Consider the following 22,036-nt stretch of genomic DNA (forward strand, 5'->3'; position numbering starts at 1 on the left):
GCCGCCGCGGTCGGCGGATCGGCATGCTTGGGCCATGGTGCCGCGGGTGTTGGTGGTGGACGATGAGCCGGGAGTTCGTGCCGCGCTGCGCCGCGGGCTGTCCGCCGAGGGCATGGACGTGACCATCGCGGCCGACGGCATCGATGCCCTGCGCCTGGCCCTGACCGGTGCCTTCGACGTCGTGGTGCTGGACGTGATGCTGCCCGGCCTGTCCGGTTACCGGGTGCTGGAGCGGATGCGCGCCGACGACGTGACCACCCCGGTGTTGTTGATCTCGGCGAAGAACGGCGAGGTCGACCAGGCCGATGGGCTGGATCTCGGTGCGGACGGTTACCTGGTCAAACCCTTCTCCTTCCTGGTGCTGGTCGCGCAGGTGCGCGCGTTGCTGCGGCGGCGCGAAACCGCCGGGCGGCAGGTGAGCCTGCGGGTCGGCGATCTGGAGATCGACCGCGCCGCCCGCGAGGTGCGCTGGGCAGGAGAGACGATCGCCCTCTCGCCGAGGGAGTACGGACTGCTGGTCGCGCTGGCCAGCCACCCGGAGGCCGTGGTGCCCAAGGACGACCTGCTGCGCATGGTCTGGGGCGAAGAGCAGTTCGTCACCCGCAACGTCGTCGAGGTCTACGTCGGTTACCTGCGCCGCAAGCTCGCCGCGGCCGGCGCCGGGGAACTGGTGCAGACCGTGCGCGGTCAGGGCTACCGGGTCTGCGCCGAACCGGCATGATGACGCGCCTGCGCAGGTGGTGGCACCGCCGCACCATCCAGTTCCGCACCAGCGTGGTGGCCGCCGTCGTGGCGTTGATCGGACTCGGCGTGGTCGCGCACGTGAGCACCGGCGTCGTCAGCTGGCTGCTGATCGACTCCGTCGATGCGGACCTGCAACGCACCGCCACCGCGACCGCGAACCGGCTCGCCGCCGGCGCCTCGCCCGCCGCCGTCGCCGCCCCCGACATCCGGGTGCTGGACACCTCGGGCGCTCCGCTGGACGGGCTGCCCGAGTCGAGCCTGCACGGCTGGCAGATCGACGAGCTGCGCGCCGGCGACGGCGTGATCGACTTCGAGCCGCCCGCCGAACTGCACCGGTGGCGCGGCGTCGTCGTGCCCGATCCGACCGGCCGCCCGCTGCTCGTCGCGACCGGGGCGCGACTGGTCGGGTTCACCGACACCGCGGGCAAGACCGGCCGACTGCTCGGCTTCGGCTCGATCCTCGCCGCCGCGCTCGTCGGGCTCGCCACCTGGCTCGTGGTGCGCCGCTCGCTGCGCCCGGTCGAACGGATGCGGATCGCCGCCGCCGGGCTGCCCGAGGGCGAGCGGCTGCCGGTGCCCGCGGCCGTCGACGAGATCCGCGCCCTCGCCGAGGAGCTCAACACGATGCTCGCCCGCCGCGACGCGGACACGGAACGGCTGCGGCGGTTCACCGGCGACGCCGCGCACGAGCTGCGCAACCCGGTCGCGTCGATCCGCGCTCAGGCCGAGGTCGCCGTGATGCACCCGGACCCGGAGCTCGCCCACGAGACCCTGCAGGACATCGCGCACGAGGCGCAGCGCCTGTCGGTGCTGGTGGAGAGCCTGCTCGCGTTGGCGAGGGCCGAGCGCGGCACGGTCGCCCCGGGGCAGCCGGTCGACATCGGCACGGCGGTGCGGGCCGCCGCCAACCGGCTCGAACTGCCGGGCTCACCCGGCCTCGGACCGCGGATCGAGGTCGAGGTCCCGGCCCGGCCGGTGCTGGTCCTCGCCGATCCGGCGGAGCTGTCGACGGTGCTGGACAACATCGTCGGCAACGCGCTGCGCTACACGCGCACCCTGGTGCGGGTCTCCGTTTTCGCTGATGGCATGGGCTCCTCCGGGGTCGGTTGGGTGCGGTTGGTGGTGGACGACGACGGCCCCGGGATTCCGGTCGAGCACCGCGAGCGGGTGTTCGACCGGTTCCACCGGGTCGAATCGGACCGGGCGCGCAGCACCGGCGGAGCCGGGCTCGGACTCGCCCTCGCGGCCGAGGCGGTGCGCCGTCGCGGCGGAACGGTCCGCGCCGCGGATTCGCCGGACGGTGGCGCTCGCGTCGTGGCGCGCTGGCCGCGGTACGCGGCCGACAGCTGAACGGACGCACCCCGCGGCGGTGCCGATTGCGGAAACCGTCGGCGCGCGGACGCCGCCGCGACGCGGACGTGCTCGTCGCGCTCCCTGTCGGCACCGCCTCCGGCCATGCGGTGGTGGTTGACCCGACCGGGTGGGGCAAGATGTCTGCACGTGTCGGTTTTGCGGAGCACGGGACTGATCGAGGCGCCGGTGGCCACGGTGGGCGCCGCCCTGCGGCACACCCGGACCGCCGAGGTCGGACTCGCGGCCCTGGGCGTCAGCGGCCGCGCCGCCACCCGTCCGGCCGCGTTGCTCGTGCCCGGCGATGAGATCGTCTTCCACACCAAGATCGCCTGCCTTCCCGTCGATCTGACCACTCGAGTCGTGCGCGCCGATGCCGACGCGATGAGTTCCGTGCTGATCTCCGGCCCGCTGCCGGAGTTGCGCCACGAGTCGGTGCTCGCCGAGGTCGGCCCCCGGACGCTGCTCACCGACTCGCTGCACTGGACGACGCCGTTCGGTCCGCTGGGGCGGCTCGTCGACGTCGCCGTAGTCCGCCGGTTCGCGCTGGACGTGCTGGCCGCGCGCATCGCCGGCGCGCGGGAACTCGCCGAATCCTGGGCGACCCGCCCGATCGTCGTCGGCACCGCGATCGTCCACAAGGGACGATTGCTGGCGCAGCAGCGCAGCTACCCCGCCCCGGACGCGGGCCGCTGGGAGCTGCCCGGCGGCCGGGTCGAGCCGGGCGAGGACGAATCCGCCGCGGTCGTCCGGGAATGCCAGGAAGAGCTCGCCGTCGAAGTCCGCCCGACCGGCCGCGTCGGCACGGACGTCCCGCTCAGCAACGGCATGCTCCTGCGTATCCACGCGGCCGAACTCGCCGACCCGATGGCGACCCCGAAAGCCGTGGAGCACAGCGAAGTCCGCTGGGTGGAGGCGGACGAACTGGCCGGACTCGACTGGCTCGACGCCGACCGGGTCCTCGTCCACTCCCTCCGAAACCTGCTGGCCGGAACCTAGTCAGGGTTCCAGCAGCTCGGCTGGGTCGAACGACAGCGGGAACGGCAGCTCCGTTTCGAAGATTTCGACTTCGGATCCTCTGGCCTGTGGTCGGTACCTGCCGTCCTGTAGCCGCAGCAGCTCAACATTCACGCGGCCGTCCGAGTAGTTCACTTCAACACGCATGAAGTAGGGGATGCCGACCTCAGCGCACCTGGCGGGCTTGTTGACGCGGTCGTTCTCCTTGCTTGAAGGCGACACGCATTCGCCGGCGAGCAGCACGTCCTCGTGAGGGATCCAGACACGACCCTGGCCGGACTGCTTCAGCACGACGAAGTCCGGTTCGATCCACTTCTTCACGTCGAGCAGAACGTTGACCGTCAGGTAGAAGCGGTTCCCACTCTTGGCCGCTGTGGGCTCCAGGTATTTCCCCAGTGTCCACACGGCGAACATGTTGGCCGTTCCCTCGCGCGGGCTCATGATCAGCTTTCCGTCCAGGCACTCGTACTTGACCGGGGGCATTCCCGGGATCGGTAGGTACCTTTCGGCAAGCTCGGGCGTCCACAGGCCGTCCAGGTCGACGAGCGGATCGAACGGGGCGTGCGGGTCGAACGATGGTGCAGCCACGGCGGCACTCCTCTCGACCAAGAACGCGGTGTTGCCTTCCATCACAGTACCCATGGGTCCAGGCTGCCGATACTGATCGGCTGTTCGCCAGGTGATCCACTCGAACTAGTGAACGAATGCGCAGGTAGTACAGGGCGCCCGCGGCCGTGCGGCCTGGTCGCGGGTGCCCCGTGCTCCGGCAGATCAGCGCAGGCCGGTCACGCGCAACGCGGCCTGCAGCCGCGGCTGCGCCCGCTCGCTCGCCCGCTTCGCCCCGTGCGCTCGGATGCGGTCCAGCTCCGCCGCGTCCTCCAGCAGTTCCCGGGCGCGTTCGCGCACCGGTCGCAGCTCCTCGATCACGGCGTCGGCCACCGCCTCCTTGAGCTCCGCGTAGGTGCTCGCCGATTCCGTTGCGGCGTAAGGGCTCGTGTCGTTGCAGGCGGCGAGGATCTCCAGGAGGTTCGCCACCCCCGGCCGGCCGTCCGGGTCGTACCGCACCTCGTCGAGGCCGTCGGTGACCGCCCGGCGGAACTTGCGGCGGATGACGTCGGGCTCGTCGAGCACGAAGACCACGCCGGGGGACTGCTGGTTGGACTTCTCCATCTTGCGCGCCGGGTCGGCGAGGTCCCGGATCCGCGCCGCCGTCTTGGGCACCACGGCTTCCGGGACGGCGAACACGTCGCCGTAGTTGGCGTTGAACCGGCGGGCGAGCGTGCGCGCCAGCTCGACGTGCTGGTCCTGGTCGCTGCCGACCGGCACCTGGGTGGCGCCCTGCAGCAGGATGTCGGCGGCCATCAGCACCGGGTAGGTCAGCAGACCCACCCGCACCGACTCCTGTCCGGCGCCCCGCTCCTTGAACTGGACCATCCGGGCGGCTTCGCCGTAGGAGCAGGTGCATTCCAAGATCCAGTTCAGCGTCCCCAGCTCGCCCGCCAGATCCGACTGCACGAACAGCGAATCCGGGTCGATGCCCGCCGCGAGCAGCACCGCGAACTGCTCGCGGGTGAGCGCGCGCAGCCGCTGCGGCCGGTGCGACGTGGTCATGGCGTGCAGGTCGGAGACGAAGAACAGGTCCGCAGGTTCGCGCTCGGCGGCCCACCGCCGCACGGCGCCGAGGTAGTTGCCCAGCTGGACGTGGCCGGACGGGGTGATCCCGGACAGGCGGGTCATTGGTCTCTCCTGGGGTCCTGGGCCGCTGCCCCCGGGATCGACCTCGCACCGCTCGGCCGCCCGGAGGGGCGGCCGATGGTCTGCGTGTCAGTGCACGACGATGCTGGGCCGCCCTCGGACGGCCCACCACATGTTCGACATCACGCGCACGCGGCAATGTTACCGCTTGGTGATCGGCAGCGGTCAAGTGGAAGGGCTACCGTGAAAGAATGTTTGTAGTGCTGCTGCAATACACCGCGCCAGAATCGGATATCGACGGCCAACTGGTAGATCACTACGAATGGGTAACCCAGCATTACGATGCCGGTGACTTCATCGCCGCCGGCCATCGTCACCCGCGCAGCGGCGGAGTGATCATCGCCAGGGCGATGTCCCGCGGCAGGCTCGACGCGATCCTCGCGACGGACCCGTTCGCGCTGCACAAGCTGGCTCGTTACGAGGTCATCGAGTTCACCGCGCTGCGGACGATCCCCGAGTTGGCGAAGTACGCCGACCCGTTGTCCACGGCCGCCCGAAAGTAGCCCGGAGGACGCCTCGCAACCGCGGCGGGTGCCGCGGTCAGATCAATTCGCGCTATTTCTTCTTTGCCGCTTTCTTGACCTTCTTTTGCGCTTTCTTGACCTCTTCCGCCTTGGCCTCGCGCAGCAGGTCGCGCAGTACCACGATGGGGCAGCTCTTGCAGGGCGGCTGCGACCGACAGCATTTCTTCTTGACCTTGATGGTGCCTTTGCCCACGGTTTGTTCTTTCGGTGCCGAGACGGGGTTGGGCACAGGCTAGGCGAACCTAACCTGAAATGGCGAACTTGATGTTGGGCGCCGGCCCCGGGTGTTGCGCTGAGCACGCGGCGGCCGGTCCCGCACGAGGTTGCACTACCCTGGGAGGAGCCGCGCGTCGACGTGCGCGCCTCCGCCCCGGGGTGGTGGCGCCCGATCAGCTCCGCAGCTGCGGCGCAGTGGAGCCGCGGCACGGTGCCTTGCGGATCGTCCCGCACCCGGACCAAGTCGACGAACCCCGCCGCGCCCATCTGCGCCGATCCAGGAGTACCCGCGTGTCCGCCACCAGCGTCGCCGCCCCCATTCGCAGTGATCTGCGCAACGTCGCCATCGTTGCCCACGTCGACCACGGCAAGACCACCCTGGTGGATGCCATGCTGCGGCAGTCCGGCGCTTTTTCCGAGCGCGCCGAGCTCGTCGACCGCGTGATGGACTCCAACGACCTGGAGCGCGAGAAGGGCATCACGATCCTCGCGAAGAACACCGCGGTCCGTCGGGAGACCGACGCCGGCCCGGTGACCATCAACGTGGTGGACACCCCCGGCCACGCCGACTTCGGCGGCGAGGTCGAGCGCGCCCTGTCGATGGTGGACGGGGTGCTGCTGCTGGTGGACGCCAGCGAGGGCCCGCTGCCGCAGACCCGGTTCGTGCTGCGCAAGACGCTGGCCGCCGGGCTGCCGGTGATCCTGGTCGTGAACAAGGTCGACCGCCCGGACGCCCGCTGCGCCGAGGTCGTCGAGGAGGCCCACGACCTGCTGCTGGAACTGGCCAGCGAGCTCGACGGCGAGGTCGAGCTCGACATGGAGGCGATCCTGGACCTGCCGGTCGTCTACGCCTCCGCGCGCGCCGGCCGGGCTTCGCTGGCCCAGCCGGTGGACGGCGGGCTGCCCGACGAGGAAGACCTCACCGCGCTGTTCGACGTGCTGCTCAAGCACGTGCCCGCGCCGACCGCGGACACCGAGGCCCCGCTGCGCGCGCTGGTGACGAACCTCGACGCGTCCTCCTTCCTCGGCCGGATCGCGCTGTGCCGGATCCACTCCGGCACCTTGCGCAAGGGCCAGACCGTCGGCTGGTGCCGCGCCGACGGCACCGTCGAGAAGGTCCGGCTGACCGAGCTGCTGATCACCGAGAACCTCGACCGGGTGCCGTGCAGCGAGGCGTCCGCGGGCGACCTGGTCGCCATCGCCGGTATCCCGGACATCACCATCGGCGACACCCTCGCCGACCCCGACGCCCCGGAGCCGCTGCCCCGGATCACCGTCGACGACCCGGCGATCTCGATGACCATCGGCGTCAACACCTCGCCGCTGACCGGCCGCAACGGCGGCACCAAGGTCACCGCGCGGCAGGTCAAGAGCCGGCTGGACGCCGAGCTGATCGGCAACGTCAGCATGAAGGTGCTGCCCACCGAGCGGCCGGACGCCTGGGAGGTGCAGGGCCGCGGCGAGCTGGCGCTGGCCATCCTGGTGGAGACCATGCGCCGGGAAGGTTTCGAGCTCACCGTCGGCAAGCCGCAGGTGGTCACCCGGACCATCGACGGCCAGCTGTGCGAGCCGTTCGAGCGGCTGACCATCGACTCCCCCGAGGAGCACCTCGGCGCGGTCACCCAGCTGCTGGCCGGGCGCAAGGGCCGGATGGAGACCATGGACGGGCACGGCACCGGCCGCATCAAGCTGGAGTACGTGGTCCCGGCCCGCGGCCTGATCGGGTTCCGCACCGAGTTCCTCACCGAGACCCGCGGCACCGGCATCGCCAACCACGTCTTCGAGGGCTACTTCCCGTGGGTGGGCGAGCTGCGCACCCGGCACACCGGCTCGCTGGTGGCCGACCGGGCGGGCTCGGCGACGACCTACGCGCTGATCCAGCTGGCCGACCGCGGCAGCTTCTTCGTGGAGCCGGGCAGCGAGGTCTACGAGGGCATGGTGGTCGGGGAGAACCCGCGCGCCGAGGACCTCGACGTGAACATCACCAAGGAGAAGAAGCTCACCAACATGCGGTCCTCCACCGCGGACGAGCTGGAGCGGCTGGCCAAGCCGCGGACCCTCGCGCTGGAGGAGGCGCTGGAGTTCTGCTCCGGCGACGAGTGCGTCGAGGTCGGCCCGTCGGCGATCCGGGTGCGCAAGATGGTCCTGGACAGCACGACTCGCGCCCGCGAGCGCTCCCGCGCCAAGGCCCGCGACAACGGCGTCAACTGAGTTCGAAGACGCCTTCTCGCGGTGGGAGCCCAGACATCATGAATGGCGAATTCACGATGTCGGGGGTGTCCTCGCGAGAAGGCGTCTGAGTACCCGCGGCGGCGCCGGTTTCGGGGGTGGGCGACGCGGCTGCGCCGTTTCGAAGACCACTGGGCGCCCGGTCTGGGCTCGTTGTGGGATTTCCGACACGTGCGGTGGTTTCGGTGGCGGCTCGAACGTCGGCCGCCGCCGAGTCCGCTCGCGCTCGTCCTCGGCGTGACCGGGGATTTCGCCGAATCGCGCGCAGCGCGGGCCGTCGGCTAGGACACTGGGCCATGACCCCGGTGTCGATCATTTCGGCGGCGGCAGGAACCATGGAGGGCTCTCGCGCGTCTTCCGCACGTGCGAGCCGCCCCGGGTGGGCCGGGGTGTTCGGGGGAGCAGACGTGAGGGGAGGTCCGGCGTGTCCCAGGGTCGACGCCGCCCACTGGCAGTGGTCTCCCTGCTGCTGACCACCGTCAGCGTGGTGGCTGCCTGCACGAATGCGCCCCCGCCGCCGCTGGTGCCGCAACCGCAAACCCCGACGCAGGCCCCGCCGACCAGCGCGCCGCCGACGCAGCCGATGCCGGTGGAGGTCGTCGTCGGTGTCGACGAGCTGGAGGGCGGGTTCAACCCGCACACCCTCGCCGACCTGTCGCCGACGAGTTCGGCGCTGGCCAGCCTGATGCTGCCGTCGGTGTTCCGCCCGGGGGCCGACGGCAACCTGCAGCTGGACGGCACGCTGATGGAATCGGCCGAGCTGGTGCCGGACGCGGAGAAGTTCACCGTCCGCTACCGGATCCGGCGGGAGGCCAACTGGTCCGACGGCGCGCCGATCGCCGCCGAGGACTTCGTCTACCTGTGGGAACAGCTGCGTTCCCAGCCCGGTGTGTCCGATCCGGCCGGCTACCAGCTGATCGACGACGTCGCGTCGCGGCAGGGCGGCAAGACGGTCGACGTGACCTTCGCCAAGCCGTTCCCCGGCTGGCAGACGCTGTTCAACAACCTGCTGCCCGCGCACCTGCTCAGGGACGCGCCGCGCGGCTGGGCGACGGTGCTCGACGACGGCTACCCGGCCTCCGGCGGCCCGTTCGCGATCCGGCAGATCGACCTGGACCGCGGCGAGATCATCCTGGAGCGCAACGACCGCTACTGGGGTCCGCCCGCGCAGTCGGACCGGATCGTGCTGCGCGCGCTCGACAGGGCGCGCCAGGTCGAGGCGTTGCGCAGCGGAGACAGCCACCTCGCCGTGTTCGGCGCGGACCGGGGCACCATGCAGTCGCTGCGGGACCTCGGCGACGCGGTGCAGCTGATCACCGTGCCTCGCCCCGCCACCATGGAGGTGCTGCTGCGGCACGACAGCCGCGAGCTGGCGGACGTCAGGGTGCGCCGGGCGGTTCTCGCGGCCCTCGACCGGCCCGCGCTGGTCGAGGCGGGCCCCGGTGGCGGGCCGGCGGATCAGCTGCAGGCGCACGCCCAGGTGCTCGCGCCGTCCGAGCGCGGTTACACGCCGACCGAACAGGGGTTGCCGAACCGGCCCGATCCCGCGCAGGTCGAGCGGCTGCTCGGCGAGGCCGGTTACCACCGCAGCGGCGGGGCGTGGCTGCGGGACGGTCGACCGCTGAACCTCGTCATCGCGGCGCCGTTCGAGCACGAGTCCTACATCCGGATCGCCGAGGCGACCGCGCAGCAGCTGCGGGAGCAGGGGATCCAGGCGACCGTGGTGACGCCGACCGGCGATCAGCTGTTCGGCGAGATGCTGTCGGCCAATCCGCGGTCCGGGGAATCCGGCGGTGCGGGTTCGGTGGACATGGCGATCGCGCCTCGTCCGGCCGGCGGCGATCCGGCGGCGATGATGGCCTCCTCGTACGGCTGCCCGGGCGTGGCCGCGGACAGCGAGCAGCCGTTCCCGTACAACGACGCCGGCTTCTGCGACGAGCTGCTGCAGCCGACGATCGATGCGGCGCTGACCGGTCAGGTGCCGTTCCCGGAGGCCTCGGCGGTCGTCGAGCCGGTGCTGTGGCGCGACGCGGTCGCGCTCCCGCTGTACCAGCAGGCCCAGGTGATGGCGCTGCGCCGGGAGGCCACCGGGGTCGAGGCGGGCAACGGCCTGGCCGGGCCGTTCTCGACCGCTGCCAAGTGGATCGGAACGCCAGCCGATAACGACGGCTATTAATTACCGCCTGGCCACCCAGCGGACATGCTGTCGCTGAGCTGCGAGAACGTCGATCCGTTCGGCTCGCAGGTGGATCGGATCCGGGTGGTTGCCTCGATCGGGGTGCGCCGTTCGCGGCGCGCCGATTCGGGCGTTCGGGGTAATGCGGCTACCGTGCGCAGTGTGGTGTGCGCCGCAGATTAGGCTGGACCGGTGACGCTGACGGCCCCACCGAGGTTGCTGCTGGTACACGCGCACCCAGACGACGAAACCCTCTGGACCGGCGGGACGATCGCCCGCTACGCCGCCCGCGGCGTGCAGGTGGTGGTGGTGACCTGCACCCTCGGCGAGGAGGGCGAGGTCATCCCCGAGAGCCTGCGCGGCCTGGCTTCGGACCAGGCCGACCAGCTCGGCGGCTACCGCGTCGGCGAGCTGCGCTCGGCCTGCGCCGCGCTGCGGGTGGCCGATCACCGGTTCCTCGGCGGCATCGGCCGCTGGCGCGACTCGGGGATGCTCTGGGAGCAGCCCGGTCAGGCGGGCGCGCTGCCCGACGCGCACCCGCGCGCCTTCGCCGTCGGCGACCTGCAGGAGCAGACCGATGCGCTGGAAGCCGTGCTGCGGGAGGTGAAGCCGCAGGTCGTCGTGAGCTACGCGGCCGACGGTGGCTACGGCCATCCGGACCACGTTCGCGCCCACGAGGTGACCGTCGCGGCGGCCGCGAAGGTTCCCGACGTCCAGCGGGTGTTCTACGCGGTCCCCTCCCGCGACGAGCTCGCGAAGGGGCTCGCCGGTCTGGCGGAGGCCGCGGACATGCCCTTCGAGCTGCCCGAACCGCACGAGCTGGCCAGCGTCGAGGACGAATCGATCACCACGGTCGTCGACGTCTCCGAGCACCTGCCGGCGAAGATCAGCGCCCTGCGCGCGCACGGCACGCAGGTGAAGGTGTGGCTGGATCAGTGGCACAACGGCGAGGGCGTGGCGGCGTACGCGCTGTCCAACGGCGTCGCTCAGCCGATCGTGACGACCGAGCACTACGTGCTGGCGACGGGTGATCCGCAGGGCTGCCAGGCCGATCTCTTCGGCGGGCTCGGGGTGAGCGGAACCGAGCCGGTGGGCGACCGTTGACGGCTCGCGACCGCGTGCTGCTCGGTTTTCTGCTGCTCAATGCCGTTCTGCTGGCGTTGATCGAGCTGTTGTTCCTCCCGTCCTACATCGGCTCCGTGCAGTTCCCGGTCACCGCCGCGCTGGCGGCGGTGACCACGCCGCTGCTGGTGGCCGAGGCCGCGCGGATCTCGCCGCGGCGCCGGATCGCCGGGGCCCCGTTGCTGGTGTGGTTCGCGACGGTTTTCGTGTTCGGCCTGTTCGGGCCGGGCGGCGACATCGTGCTGCTCAACGACTGGCGCGCCCTGCTGCTGATCGGTGGCGGCGCCCTGCCCAGCGCGATGATGCTCGGAATCGTGCTGGGCAAGAACGCGAAGCGACATGGCTGAGGTGCTGACCGACGAGCGGATCGCGGCGGTGCTGCGGCCGTTCGTGCGGGCGACCGCTCCGGTGCTGGACGCGCTGCGGGAGTCCGATCCGCTGCGGCTGCGCGGTCGGTCCGGCGATCTCGACGCCGACGGGGCGTTGCGGAAGGTCCTGCGGCAGCTGGACGGGATGCAAGTGCCGGGGAGTTCCGCGTGGGACGCGATGTCCGTCGAGCAGCGCTGCGACTGGTGGGCCTCGCGGGTCGGGCGGTTCCTCGCGCTGATCGCCGGGCTGCCCCGGTTCGGCGGCGTCATCACCTCGCGGCTGCCGATCCGCAACGCGCTGGGCATCACCGGCCAGGGCCTGGTGCTGTGCGCCATCGCCGCCGAGCACGGCGTGACCGATCGGGCCGTCAAGGTGCAGCTGATCGCCGAGGTGCTGCTCGGGCGCGAGTTGCCGGACGAGCTGGCGGCCGGGCGCGCCGAGGACGACGAGCGAGTCTCGGAGCTCACCGAGGACCTCGACGCCGCTCGGCGCGAGCACGGCCGGGCGACGCCGAAGGCCGTCGTGCGCACGGTGTGGCGAATGGCACGTGCGCTGTGGGAGATCGATTCGGAACTCGACAAGCGGCCGCAGGGCCGCTTCTACCACGAGTTGATCGGCAGCGTCCCGGTCGTCGGCGTCGTGGGCGGCTACCTGGGAGAAAGATCCGCCCTGCGCAAGGTGGGGCGGCTCGGTGCGCAATGGTTGCGGCGCAATGGTTTACGGCGTTAACCCCGGCGTCGTAGAGTCGGTCCGGCTCTCGCGCTGTGGGACCAGTTACGTGTCCGAGGTGGGTACGAGAGATACTGTCAGCAGTCGCCTCAGGAGGTTCCTGAGCGCGAGTAGGACAACGCTTCGAGCAGGAGAGCAACCGTGACCTACGTGATCGCCGAGCCCTGCGTCGACGTGCTCGACAAGGCATGCATCGAGGAATGCCCTGTCGATTGCATCTACGAGGGCGGGCGGATGCTCTACATCCACCCCGATGAGTGCGTCGACTGCGGTGCCTGCGAACCGGTCTGCCCGGTGGAGGCCATCTACTACGAGGACGACGTGCCGGAGGAGTGGGCCGCTTACACCAAGGCGAACGTGGACTTCTTCGACGAGCTCGGCTCGCCGGGTGGTGCGGCGAAGGTGGGCAAGGTCAACAAGGACGTCGAGCCCATCACCAGCCTGCCCCCGCAGGGCGAATGAGTTCCGCGACCGGCCCGGGTGCTGCGGCGCCCGGGCTTCGGGGCCCGCAGCTGCCGGACTTCCCGTGGGATTCGCTGGCGTCCCAGACCGAGACGGCCCGGTCGCACCCGGACGGCATCGTCAACCTGTCGGTCGGCACGCCGGTCGACCCGGTGCCGGAGAACCTGCGGCGGGCCCTGTCGGCGGTGGCCGATCAGCCGGGCTACCCGGCCACGCACGGAACCCCGGAGCTCCGGGAGGCCGCCGTCGCCTCGATGGAGCGGCGCTACGGCGTTTCCGGCCTGGAGCCGGACGCGGTGGTGCCGACCATCGGTTCGAAGGAACTGGTGGCCTGGTTGCCGACGCTGCTCGGCGTCCGGCCCGGCGACCTCGTCGCGATCCCGGAGTTGGCGTACCCGACCTACGAGGTCGGCGCGAAGATCGCCGGCGCCGAGGTGGTCCGGCTTGCGCCCGGCGAGCTGCCGCCGGCCGGTACCCGGCTGCTGTGGCTGAACTCCCCGTCCAATCCGACCGGCCGGGTGCTGGACGCCCAGCAGCTCGCCGACTCGGTGCGGGCGGCGCGGGAGCTCGGCGCGGTCGTCGCCTCGGACGAGTGCTACCTCGCGCTCGGGTGGGACGCCGAGCCGGTTTCGGTGCTGCACCCCTCGGTGAGCTCCGACTTCCGCGGCGTGCTCGCCGTGCACTCGCTTTCGAAGTCCTCGAACCTGGCGGGGTACCGCGCCGGGTTCTTCACCGGTGATCCGGACCTGGTGCGGGGCCTGCTGGAGCTGCGCAAGCACGCGGGGATGATCGTCCCGCGGCCGGTGCAGGAGGCGATTACCGCAGCGCTGAGCGACGACGCGCACGTGGGCGTGCAGCGCGAGCTCTACGCGGCGCGGCGGGCGGTGTTGCGGCCCGCGCTGGAGGCGGCGGGGTTCCGCATCGAGCACTCGCAGGCGGGCCTGTACCTGTGGGCGACCCGCGGCGACGATGCTTGGCAGACGGTGGATTGGTTGGCGCAGCGGGGAATTCTCGTGGCGCCCGGCACCTTCTACGGCCCGGCGGGGGAGCGCCACGTCCGCATCGCCCTGACCGCGTCGGACGAGCGCATCGCCGCGGCCGCCAAGCGCCTGAGCGAGTGATCCGGCCGCCGGACCGCTATCGCTGGTAGAAGCCCGTGAGCGGTTTGGGGTGCTATAACGCCCCGAACCACTCACGGGCTTTTGCCTGGAAGACCGTCAGATCTCAGTGGCTGCGGCGTCGAGCGCTTCCCACGCCGGCCACCACTGGGTGCGGCGCTCCGCTTTGCGCGCCTGCTCGCGCTCCACCAAGCGGCCCGCCACGAATGCGACCGCGGCGTCGACGTTTTCGCCGAAGTCGCGGAGGAGGACGCGAACGCGGTCTTCCGCCACGCAGGCGTCCTGGTGCTCTCCGAGCACGTCCTGGAACTGCTTCGCCGCCTTGATCAGCTGCTGCATCGGTTTGCCGAACACCGGTTGCGCCAGTTCCGCCGTGTAGCGCACTCGCTTGCCCCGGATGCGCAGCGCGTGCAGCTCGTCGTCGGCGGGCGCTTCTGGCAGCCGCGCAACGGATTTCCGGACCTTGCGGAACTGGCCGAGGACCAGCCCGCGCAACTCGCGTTCGGTGTCCACATCGGACTCCGGCGTCGGCAGTCCGGCGCGGAGCGAGTCCGAGATCGAGCGGAGCAGGGTGAGGTAGCGGTCGCTGTCCAGCGCCGCGAGCATCTCCACCCGGGCCAGGCCGTGCTCGACCTCCAGACCGGAGATCAGCCGGGCCGCCGCGGCGTGTTCGTCGGCCGGGAGATCGGCGCTCTCCGCGCGCAGCCGCTCCAGCAGCACGTCGAGATCGCGAACCGGGCCGAGGGCCCTGCCCAGCCAGCCCAGCTCCGCGCGCAACGGCTCCGACCAGTCCCGGTCCAGGAACCGCCGGCCGGACCGCAGCATCGCCCGCATCCGGCGCACCGAGACCCGCATCTGGTGCAGTTCCTCGGGATCTTCGCCCTGCCGGGTGCCGGGGTCGTGCGAGATCAGGGCGCGCAGCCGGGCGTCCAGCCCGGCCCTGATGTGCTCGGCGAGCGGCGCCCGCCGGTCAGCCGTGCGGGGCTCGGCGGGCAGGTCGACGACGCCCATGAGGTCTCGTCGTTGCCAGCTGATGGCCATTGCCCATGATAAAACCGGCCGTCCCGGCCGCCGCCTCGTCCATCCAGCGGATCCCGCCCGCGGGAAGCGCGAAGGGCACCCCGGCCGGAGGTGCCCTTCGCCATGCCTCGGGTCAGTCGTTGGCGTGCAGCGCCGCGTTCAGCTCGACCTTGCCGCCGGTCCGGGCGGTGACCTCGATCGTGCCGGTGGTGGAGTTGCGGCGGTACAGCAGGCCGTCCGAGCCGGACAGCTCCAGCGCCTTGGTGATGGTGCCGTCCGGCAGCGTCACCTTCGTGCCCGCCGTGATGTACAGGCCCGCCTCCACGACGCAGTCGTCGCCCAGCGAGATGCCCACCCCGCCGTTGGCGCCGATCAGGCAGCGCTCGCCGATGGAGATGACCTCCTTGCCGCCGCCGGAGAGGGTGCCCATGATCGAGCCGCCGCCCCCGACGTCCGAGCCGTCGCCGACGACGACGCCCGCCGAGATCCGGCCCTCCACCATCGACGCGCCCAGCGTGCCGGCGTTGAAGTTGACGAAGCCCTCGTGCATCACGGTGGTGCCGCTGGCGAGGTGCGCGCCCAACCGGACCCGGTCGGCGTCGCCGATGCGGACCCCGGACGGCACGACGTAGTCGACCATGCGCGGGAACTTGTCGACGCTGTAGACGGTGACCGGGCCGCGCGCCCGCAGCCGCAGCCGGGTCGCCTCGAAGCCCTCCACCGGGCACGGGCCGTGGTTGGTCCACACGACGTTGGCGAGCAGGCCGAACATGCCGTCCAGGTTCTGGCCGTGCGGGCGGACCAGGCGGTGCGACAGCAGGTGCAGGCGCAGGTAGATGTCGTGCGCGTCGACCGCTTCGTCGGAGAGGTGGCCGATCTCGGTGCGCACCGCGACGACCTCGACGCCACGGGCCTCGTCCCGCCCGAGCAGGGCGGCCCCGGCCTCGCCGAGGGACTCGGCCGCCTCCTCGGCGGACAGCCGCGTGCTGCCGGACCGCCCCGGCTCGCCGAGCTTGACGGTCGGGAACCAGGTGTCCAGCACCGTGCCGTCGTCGGTCACGGTGGCCAGGCCGACGCCGTGGGCGCCCGTGGTCTGCGGGTCGGGAGACTGTGCACTCATACCCGAAACGGTAATCGGCGCAGGTGGCGGCGGCCCGCAGGGGTGGCCGCCACGGGTGGCGCCGACCGGCTGCCGCGCCGTTTTCGCGCGAAACCGGCGTCAGCCCTTGGCGGCGGCCAGCAGGTGGCAGCCGGTGGTGATCATCAGGACCGTGTTGGCGGCGGTGCCGAACTGGTAGACCGCGCCGTACTGGTCGTTGCCGATGATCTCGTGGTCGCCGCTGCGGTTCACGATGATCTCGGGCTCGCCGAAGCCGTACTCGGCGGTGATCTCCTGGACGATCTCCACCGCGAGCGACCACTCCGAGTCGGGCAGGTTGCCCGGCGCCCGCCACGACTCCAGCACCCGGCTCTCCGCCTCGTGGACGTCCGGGAACTCAGTGCAGCCGGCCCGGCTGACCGGGTCAGACACCGCCCACTTCAGCGGCCCGACCTCGATGTTGAGCCGGTCCAGCAGCCGCTGCTGCATCTGTTCGTAGCGCTCGCTGATCTCCTCGATGCTGGGACGCTGGCGGAGCAGGTTGCGCGGGTCGTCCACGATTCCCCCGTACGGTCGGGTGCTGGCGGCGGTCGCCTCAGGAGATCATGCCGGAGATCACGTCGCCGATCCCGCGACCGTCGTCCTTGACCGCCCGATCCGGCAATCCGGCGACCACCGTGCTCATGTTGTACTGGCTGGTGCTGTCCGGCGCGAAGTAGCTGCTGTGGCCCTCGACACCCTTGCCGTGCCCGGATTCCTTCGCGGACAGGCCGGTCATCCCGTCCAGGTGGCTGGGGTCGCCGCCGAAGCGACCCAGGTCGGCCACCCAGTCGTTCTTCGCCTCGATCCGGTACGAGTGCCCGGCCGGCACGTTGAGGTCCTCGACGTCGTCGGTGCCCACGCCCGGCGAGCCGGAGAACACCGCGTCGTCGACGCCGTGGCCCTGCTCCTGCATCGCGTAGCCGGTGATCGTGGAGCCGTAGGAGTGGCCGATCGCGGTCAGGTGCGGATCGTCGTCCCGCGAGGCGTTGATGCCTTCGCAGAAGGAGGCGAGCTTCTTGCCGCCGTCCTCCGCCAGCTTGGCGGTGGCCACCGACCGGTCCGGGTCGGTGACCTCGCTCCGCTGCGGGAACTCGGTGCCCACCCAGGTGACCGCGGCGACCTTGCCGCCGTCGCCGTGCCGGTCGCTCTCGAACTGGGCCTGCCTGCGCAGCTGGTCCATCTGCTTGTCGGCGTTGAGCGAGCCGTCGACGGTGGTGTTCATGCCCGGTGTGAACACCGAAACGTGGTCGGCGGTGTCCACATCGCCCACCGCGACCGCCGCCTTCGCCCGTTCGCCGCCGGTGTCGAGCAGCAGCAGCTGGCGGTCGCCGCGCGCCAGCATCTGCTCCACCGCGTCGATGGACTTGAGCTTGGCGTCGACCTTCGCGAGCTCCTCTTCCTCGTCGCCGGAAACGCCGCCCTCGCGCAGCTCGTCCTTGCGGGCCTGCAGCGTGGATCGCTCGCCGGCGATGCGGGCGCGGTTGGCCTTGTCGCGGACTTCGCCCGGGATGCCGTCGCGGTTGCCGAGCCAGGCAGGCGGATTCTTGGTGTAGGCCTCGCGTTCGGCGTCCGACAACGACTTCCACCACTTGGCGTTCTCCGCCGGGCCACCGTCCTCGGGGGCCTTGGCGGCCATGGTCTGCGCAGGGGCGGCGCCGGGCTGGATCTCGTCCTGTTCCGCCGCGGTCAGCGTCTTGGCCAGTTCGGCGTCGGTGCGCTCGGCGTCGTCGAGGATCGATTCGACCGCCGCGGCCAGCTCGTCCCGGGCGCGCAGCCGCTGCTGCTTGACCCGCTCGATCTCCTCGGCGGGCACGTCCTGCGGTGGTGCCGCGTCGCGGATGCCGCCGTCCTCGGTGATCTCGAAGCCGTTCGCGCGAGCCTGGTGCTCCGTCGCGTCGAGCCGCTTCTTGATCTGCTCCACCACTTCGGCGGCCTTGCCGACGGCGTCGCGGACGCCGTCGACCTCGGCGACCAGCCGGTGCAGGTCCTTGCCGAGCTCGGCGTGCCGCTTGGCGGAGTTCTCCGCCGCCTCGCCCGTCCAGCCCTCCGGGTTGCGCGCGGCGTGCAGGTCGTCGTCGAGCCCGACCAGCTCGTCGCGGCGCTTGCCGAGGGTGCGGAAAACCTCCTCCAGCGCATCGGGTTTCCAGCGACGCACGTCGGCGAACGACACCATGGAGCGGTCTTTGCCTTTCGAAGCGAGAGATCACGCCGCGGGCGGGATCAGCCCTTGGCGGACTGGAGGAGGTGGCAGCCGGTGCGCAGGCTCAGGATCGTGTTCACCTTGGTGCCGAACTGCAGCTGCGCGCCGAACTCGTCGCGCATCTCGACCTTGTGGTCGCCGGGCCGGTTGACCACGATTTCCAGCTCCTTGAAGCCGTACTCCTTGGTCACGTCGATCCCGATCTGCTGCGCCCGCTCCCACTGGGCGTCCGGGATGTTGCCCTCGTAGGCCCAGGTGTCCAGGCTGTGCTCCTCGGCGCCGTCGACGTGCGAGAGCTCCTCGCCCTGGCAGGCGGCCTGGCCGGGGTCGCCCTTGTTGATCCACGGCGTCGCCAGGCCGAGGTCGGCGGAGAGCCGGTCCCGCAGCTTCTGCTGCATCTCCTCGTAGCGGGCGGTGATCTCCTCCATGGACGGTCGCTGCCGCAACATGCTGAGCGGGTCTGCCACGTTTCCCCCGTCGGACGGTTCGGGTCCGCTCGCGCAACCGGCGGCGAGCAGACCGCAGAGGACGAACAGGACGAGCTTTCTCATGAGAAGAAGTCCTTGATGCCGGACACCGTTTTCTCGCCCAGGTCCTTGGCGCCGGACACCGTCTTCTCGCCGAAGTCGTAGATCGCGGAGCCGGCTTCCTGAGCCTGGTGCGGGACGTAGGAGATCACATCCCCGACGCCGTTTGTCTTGCCCTCCACGGTGTTGTCCGGGAGGCCCGCGACCACCGAGGCCATGTTGTGCTGGCTGGTGGTCTCGGTGTCCAGGTAGTCGCTGTGGCCCTCGACGCCCTTGCCCTCGTTCGACTTCTCGGTGGACAGGTCCTTGAAGCCGTCCATGTGGGACGGGTCGCCGCCGAACCGGGCGAAGTCCGCGACCTGGTCGTTCTTGGCCTCCAACCGGTAGGCGTGGCCCTCGGGGACGTGCAGGTCCTCGATGTCGTTGGTGCCGACGCCGGGGGAGCCGAAGATGATCGCGTCGTCGACGCCGTGGCCGCCGCCCTGCAGGGCGTAGCCGGTGGTGGTGGAGCCGTAGGAGTGGCCGATCGCGGTCAGGTGCGGGTCGGTGTCCCGGGACTCGTTGATGCCCTTGTAGAAGTTGTTCAGCTTCTCGCCGCCTTCCTGGGCGGAGTTGGAGCTGATCACCGAGTCGCCGAACACGTCCGTGTCCTCGGACTTCTGCGGGGCTTCGTAGCCGAGCCAGGCGACCGCGGCGACGCTGTCGTCCTTGCCGTTGCGGAGGAGCTCGGCCTTCGACTCCTTGACCAGTTCCTGCATCTTCGAGTCGTAGTTGCCGAGGCTGCCCTGGACGGTGGTCCCGTAGCCGGGCGTGTACACCGAGACGTGGTCGGCGGTGTCGACGTTGCCCACCCCGACGGCGGCCTTCATCCGCTCGCCGCTGCTGTCGAGGACCAGCAGCTGGCGCGGCGGGTCCTCCTTGGCGATGGTCTTCTCGACCTCGTCCAGCGATTTGATCTTGTCGTTGACCTGCTGGAGCTTTTCCTTCTCGTCCTCGGAAACGCCGCCCTGTTCCAGCTGCCTCTTCTGCTGTTCGAGGTCGTTGCGCACGTCGTCGATGCGGCCGCGGTTGGCCTCGTCGCGGACCTCGGCGGGGATGCCGTCGCGGTTGCCCAGCCATTCGGGCGGGTTCTCCCGCAGCGCCGCGCGCTGCTCGTCGGACAGCGACTTCCACCATTCCGCCGCCGCCTTCGGCGAATCGTCCTTCGGCTTCCCGGCGGAGGCGGCGAGGGCCTGGATGTCGTCGGTGTTCGCGGCGTCGGCCAGGGAGTCGCCCTTGCCGGGCTCGATCTTGTCCTGCTCCGCGGAGGTCAGCGCCTTGGCGAGTTCGGCGTCGGCCTGCTCGGCGTCGTCGAGGATCTTCTCGATCGTCTCGACGAGCTTGTCGCGAACCTGGATGCGCTGCTGCTTGACCTGCTCCAGCTGGTCTTCCGGTACGTCCTGGGGCGGCTTGACGTCGCGGACGCCGCCTTCCTCGGTGATCTCGAAGCCGTTGGCCTGCGCCTCGTGGTCGGCCTGCTGGATCTGCTGCTTGATCCTGGCGACGTCGTCGGCCGCCGCGGCCACCGCGACCCGCACGGTGGCGACCTCGGCCACCAGCGAGCGCATGTCCGACACCAACTTCTCGTGCTGCTTCGCGGAGCCGTCGGCGGCTTCGCCGCTCCAGCCCTCCGGATTCTTCGCGCCGTCCAGCTCGTCCTGCAGGTCGACGAGGTCGTCGCGGCGTTTTCCGAGGTCGTTGTGGACGGCGTCGAGGCCCTCCGGCTTCCAGCGGCGCACGTCGGCGAAGGACACCATGTAGCTGCCTACCTCCCGGCCTGCGTGCCGACGCGGTCGATGTCCGCCGCGCTCGACTCGTCGGACTGCTGGTACCCGTCGGCGCTCGCGGTCAGCGATTCGCCGTGCTGCGCGGTGGCCCGGCTCCAGGACTTGATCGCCTTGTCCCAGCTCTGCGCGACCTGCTTCGACGCCCCCGCGGACTTGCCGCCGGGCATCGCCTCGGCGATGTCCTCGGCCGGCGGCCCCAGCTTCACCTGTCCGGCCTGCTCGCCCGCCGACTTCGCGCTCGCGCCGGCCTTCCTGAGCGCATCGGGATTGACCGTGTAGTCCATGCCCACCTCCAGCGGCGGAAGCCTAGCGTGGTGATCATGGCTTGGATGGCGGTTGCGCGGATCCGGTTCCCACCTGTTCACAAGCACGAACCGCTGGTCCCGACGCCATCCGGGCGTCCGGGTAACCTCCCGGGCGTGACTGCGTCGTTGGATCTCACCGCTGACCCCGTCGAACTCACCGCCGCGCTGGTGGACATCCCCAGCGTCTCCGGCGGGGAGAAGGCCATCGCCGATGCGGTGGAGCAGGCGCTGCGCGACCAGGCGCCGCACCTCGAAGTGGTGCGCAACGGCGACGCCGTGCTGGCGCGCACGAACCTCGGCCGGGACTCGCGAGTGGTGCTCGCCGGGCACCTGGACACCGTGCCGATCAACGACAACCTCCCGGTGCGGCGCACCGGTTCGGGCGCCGAGGAGGTCCTGCACGGCTGCGGCACGGTCGACATGAAGGGCGGCGACGCGGTCATGCTGCACCTCGCCGCGACGCTCCCGGAACCGCGGCACGACCTGACGTTCGTGTTCTACGACTGCGAAGAGGTGGAAGCCGAGCGCAACGGCCTGAACCGGATCGAGCGGGAGCTGCCGGAGTGGCTGGCCGGCGATCTGGCGGTGGTGTGCGAGCCGTCGAACGCCGCGATCGAGGCGGGCTGCCAGGGCACGATGCGGGTGGAGGTGCGCACCACCGGCGCCCGCGCGCACACGGCCCGCGCGTGGATGGGCGTCAACGCGATCCACGCCGCGCAGCCGGTGCTGCAGCGGCTGGTCGAGTACACGCCGCGCAACCCGGTGATCGACGGCCTGCAGTTCCGCGAGGGTCTGCAGGCGGTGCGGATCGAGGGCGGCGTCGCGGGCAACGTGGTGCCGGACTCGTGCGTGGTGACGGTCAACCACCGGTTCGCCCCGGACAAGTCGCTGGCGGAGGCCGAAGCGCACCTGCGCGAGGTCTTCGACGGCTTCGAGGTCGCGGTGACCGACGGCGCCCAGGGCGCCCTGCCCGGCCTGACCTCGCCGGCGGCGGCGCAGCTGGTCGAGGCGTCGGGGTCGGAGCCGGTCGCGAAGCTCGGCTGGACAGACGTGGCGCGGTTCGCGGCCCGGGGACTCCCGGCGGTGAACTTCGGCCCGGGCTCGCCGACCCTCGCGCACACGAAGCAGGAGCACGTGGCGACCGCGGAGATCCGCCACTGCGCTGACGTCCTCCGCCGCTTCTTCGCCTGACGCCCGCGCTGCGCG

General features: G+C 71.0%; 23 protein-coding genes. 13 read left to right on the forward strand and 10 right to left on the reverse strand.

Annotated features, from left to right (window positions below; genetic code table 11):
• Positions 1-34: 34 nt before the first annotated feature.
• The 3 genes from ACWEV3_RS17085 (at position 35) to ACWEV3_RS17095 (ending at position 3,093) form a co-directional block, all read left to right on the forward strand.
• Positions 35-721 carry a response regulator transcription factor gene (locus ACWEV3_RS17085; RefSeq protein ID WP_452614779.1) on the forward strand — a complete coding sequence of 229 codons (687 nt, stop codon included), beginning with the start codon at positions 35-37 and terminating at the stop codon, positions 719-721.
• On the forward strand, positions 718-2,094 hold the full coding sequence (locus tag ACWEV3_RS17090; RefSeq protein WP_452614780.1) for a sensor histidine kinase: 1,377 nt from the start codon (positions 718-720) through the stop codon (positions 2,092-2,094). Before ACWEV3_RS17085 ends, ACWEV3_RS17090 begins: the two co-directional genes overlap by 4 nt.
• A 150-nt stretch (positions 2,095-2,244) precedes the next feature.
• On the forward strand, positions 2,245-3,093 hold the full coding sequence (locus tag ACWEV3_RS17095) for an NUDIX domain-containing protein (RefSeq protein WP_452614781.1): 849 nt from the start codon (positions 2,245-2,247) through the stop codon (positions 3,091-3,093).
• Here ACWEV3_RS17095 and ACWEV3_RS17100 read toward each other — a convergent pair whose 3' ends face one another.
• Together ACWEV3_RS17100 and trpS are read right to left on the reverse strand one after the other, a co-directional pair.
• The gene (locus ACWEV3_RS17100; RefSeq protein WP_452614782.1) at positions 3,094-3,753 is read right to left on the reverse strand and encodes a Uma2 family endonuclease; all 660 of its coding nucleotides are present in this window, start codon (positions 3,751-3,753) and stop codon (positions 3,094-3,096) included. It lies immediately after the preceding gene.
• Positions 3,754-3,882: 129 nt separating this feature from the next.
• A complete protein-coding gene (gene trpS / locus ACWEV3_RS17105) occupies positions 3,883-4,848 on the reverse strand; it encodes a tryptophan--tRNA ligase (protein ID WP_452614783.1) in 966 nt (321 codons plus the stop codon).
• 209 nt (positions 4,849-5,057) lie between these two features.
• Between trpS and ACWEV3_RS17110 the strand changes: the two genes are divergently transcribed.
• Entirely contained in the window at positions 5,058-5,369 is a 312-nt protein-coding gene (locus tag ACWEV3_RS17110) for a YciI family protein (protein ID WP_452614784.1), read from the forward strand.
• A gap of 52 nt (positions 5,370-5,421) precedes the next feature.
• On the opposite strand, the gene ACWEV3_RS17115 is transcribed toward ACWEV3_RS17110, so the two are convergent.
• Positions 5,422-5,619 (reverse strand): hypothetical protein, encoded by a 198-nt coding sequence (locus ACWEV3_RS17115; RefSeq protein WP_452614785.1) that lies wholly within the window; start codon positions 5,617-5,619, stop codon positions 5,422-5,424.
• 278 nt (positions 5,620-5,897) lie between these two features.
• On the opposite strand from ACWEV3_RS17115, the gene typA reads away from it, so the two are divergent.
• The 8 genes from typA (at position 5,898) to dapC (ending at position 13,814) form a co-directional block, all read left to right on the forward strand.
• Positions 5,898-7,817 (forward strand): translational GTPase TypA, encoded by a 1,920-nt coding sequence (gene typA / locus ACWEV3_RS17120; protein ID WP_452614786.1) that lies wholly within the window; start codon positions 5,898-5,900, stop codon positions 7,815-7,817.
• A gap of 442 nt (positions 7,818-8,259) precedes the next feature.
• Positions 8,260-10,011 (forward strand): ABC transporter family substrate-binding protein, encoded by a 1,752-nt coding sequence (locus ACWEV3_RS17125; protein WP_452614787.1) that lies wholly within the window; start codon positions 8,260-8,262, stop codon positions 10,009-10,011.
• 24 nt (positions 10,012-10,035) lie between these two features.
• Positions 10,036-10,194 (forward strand): hypothetical protein, encoded by a 159-nt coding sequence (locus ACWEV3_RS17130; protein ID WP_452614788.1) that lies wholly within the window; start codon positions 10,036-10,038, stop codon positions 10,192-10,194.
• 9 nt (positions 10,195-10,203) lie between these two features.
• A complete protein-coding gene (gene mshB, locus ACWEV3_RS17135) occupies positions 10,204-11,115 on the forward strand; it encodes an N-acetyl-1-D-myo-inositol-2-amino-2-deoxy-alpha-D-glucopyranoside deacetylase (protein WP_132483154.1) in 912 nt (303 codons plus the stop codon).
• Positions 11,112-11,480 (forward strand): hypothetical protein, encoded by a 369-nt coding sequence (locus tag ACWEV3_RS17140; RefSeq protein ID WP_452614789.1) that lies wholly within the window; start codon positions 11,112-11,114, stop codon positions 11,478-11,480. Before mshB ends, ACWEV3_RS17140 begins: the two co-directional genes overlap by 4 nt.
• Complete coding sequence (locus ACWEV3_RS17145) at positions 11,473-12,231, forward strand: hypothetical protein (RefSeq protein ID WP_452614790.1); 759 nt, start codon at positions 11,473-11,475, stop codon at positions 12,229-12,231. Before ACWEV3_RS17140 ends, ACWEV3_RS17145 begins: the two co-directional genes overlap by 8 nt.
• A gap of 141 nt (positions 12,232-12,372) precedes the next feature.
• Positions 12,373-12,693: a ferredoxin gene (fdxA, locus tag ACWEV3_RS17150; protein WP_358490581.1), complete on the forward strand. Its 321-nt coding sequence runs from the start codon at positions 12,373-12,375 to the stop codon at positions 12,691-12,693.
• The gene (gene dapC, locus ACWEV3_RS17155; RefSeq protein WP_452614791.1) at positions 12,690-13,814 is read left to right on the forward strand and encodes a succinyldiaminopimelate transaminase; all 1,125 of its coding nucleotides are present in this window, start codon (positions 12,690-12,692) and stop codon (positions 13,812-13,814) included. The genes fdxA and dapC overlap by 4 nt, the downstream gene beginning before the upstream one ends.
• 96 nt (positions 13,815-13,910) lie before the next feature.
• Here dapC and ACWEV3_RS17160 read toward each other — a convergent pair whose 3' ends face one another.
• The 7 genes from ACWEV3_RS17160 to ACWEV3_RS17190 all read right to left on the reverse strand — a co-directional run bounded on the left by ACWEV3_RS17160 (position 13,911) and on the right by ACWEV3_RS17190 (position 20,809).
• Positions 13,911-14,852, reverse strand: coding sequence for a CHAD domain-containing protein (locus ACWEV3_RS17160; protein WP_452614792.1), 942 nt, complete (start codon positions 14,850-14,852; stop codon positions 13,911-13,913).
• Positions 14,853-14,964: 112 nt separating this feature from the next.
• A complete protein-coding gene (gene dapD, locus ACWEV3_RS17165) occupies positions 14,965-15,951 on the reverse strand; it encodes a 2,3,4,5-tetrahydropyridine-2,6-dicarboxylate N-succinyltransferase (protein WP_452614793.1) in 987 nt (328 codons plus the stop codon).
• A gap of 99 nt (positions 15,952-16,050) precedes the next feature.
• Positions 16,051-16,488, reverse strand: coding sequence for an LppA family lipoprotein (locus ACWEV3_RS17170; protein WP_452614794.1), 438 nt, complete (start codon positions 16,486-16,488; stop codon positions 16,051-16,053).
• 37 nt (positions 16,489-16,525) lie between these two features.
• Positions 16,526-18,145 (reverse strand): alpha/beta hydrolase, encoded by a 1,620-nt coding sequence (locus ACWEV3_RS17175; protein ID WP_452614795.1) that lies wholly within the window; start codon positions 18,143-18,145, stop codon positions 16,526-16,528.
• Positions 18,146-18,192: 47 nt separating this feature from the next.
• Positions 18,193-18,723, reverse strand: coding sequence for an LppA family lipoprotein (locus ACWEV3_RS17180; RefSeq protein WP_452614796.1), 531 nt, complete (start codon positions 18,721-18,723; stop codon positions 18,193-18,195).
• The gene (locus tag ACWEV3_RS17185) at positions 18,720-20,495 is read right to left on the reverse strand and encodes an alpha/beta hydrolase (RefSeq protein ID WP_452614797.1); all 1,776 of its coding nucleotides are present in this window, start codon (positions 20,493-20,495) and stop codon (positions 18,720-18,722) included. Before ACWEV3_RS17185 ends, ACWEV3_RS17180 begins: the two co-directional genes overlap by 4 nt.
• 8 nt (positions 20,496-20,503) lie before the next feature.
• A complete protein-coding gene (locus ACWEV3_RS17190; RefSeq protein WP_452614798.1) occupies positions 20,504-20,809 on the reverse strand; it encodes a hypothetical protein in 306 nt (101 codons plus the stop codon).
• Positions 20,810-20,944: 135 nt separating this feature from the next.
• Here ACWEV3_RS17190 and dapE point away from each other — a divergent pair, with 135 nt between their 5' ends.
• A complete protein-coding gene (dapE, locus tag ACWEV3_RS17195) occupies positions 20,945-22,021 on the forward strand; it encodes a succinyl-diaminopimelate desuccinylase (RefSeq protein WP_452614799.1) in 1,077 nt (358 codons plus the stop codon).
• Positions 22,022-22,036: the final 15 nt, after the last annotated feature.

The sequence above is a fragment of the Saccharopolyspora sp. NPDC003752 genome (genome assembly GCF_053605825.1).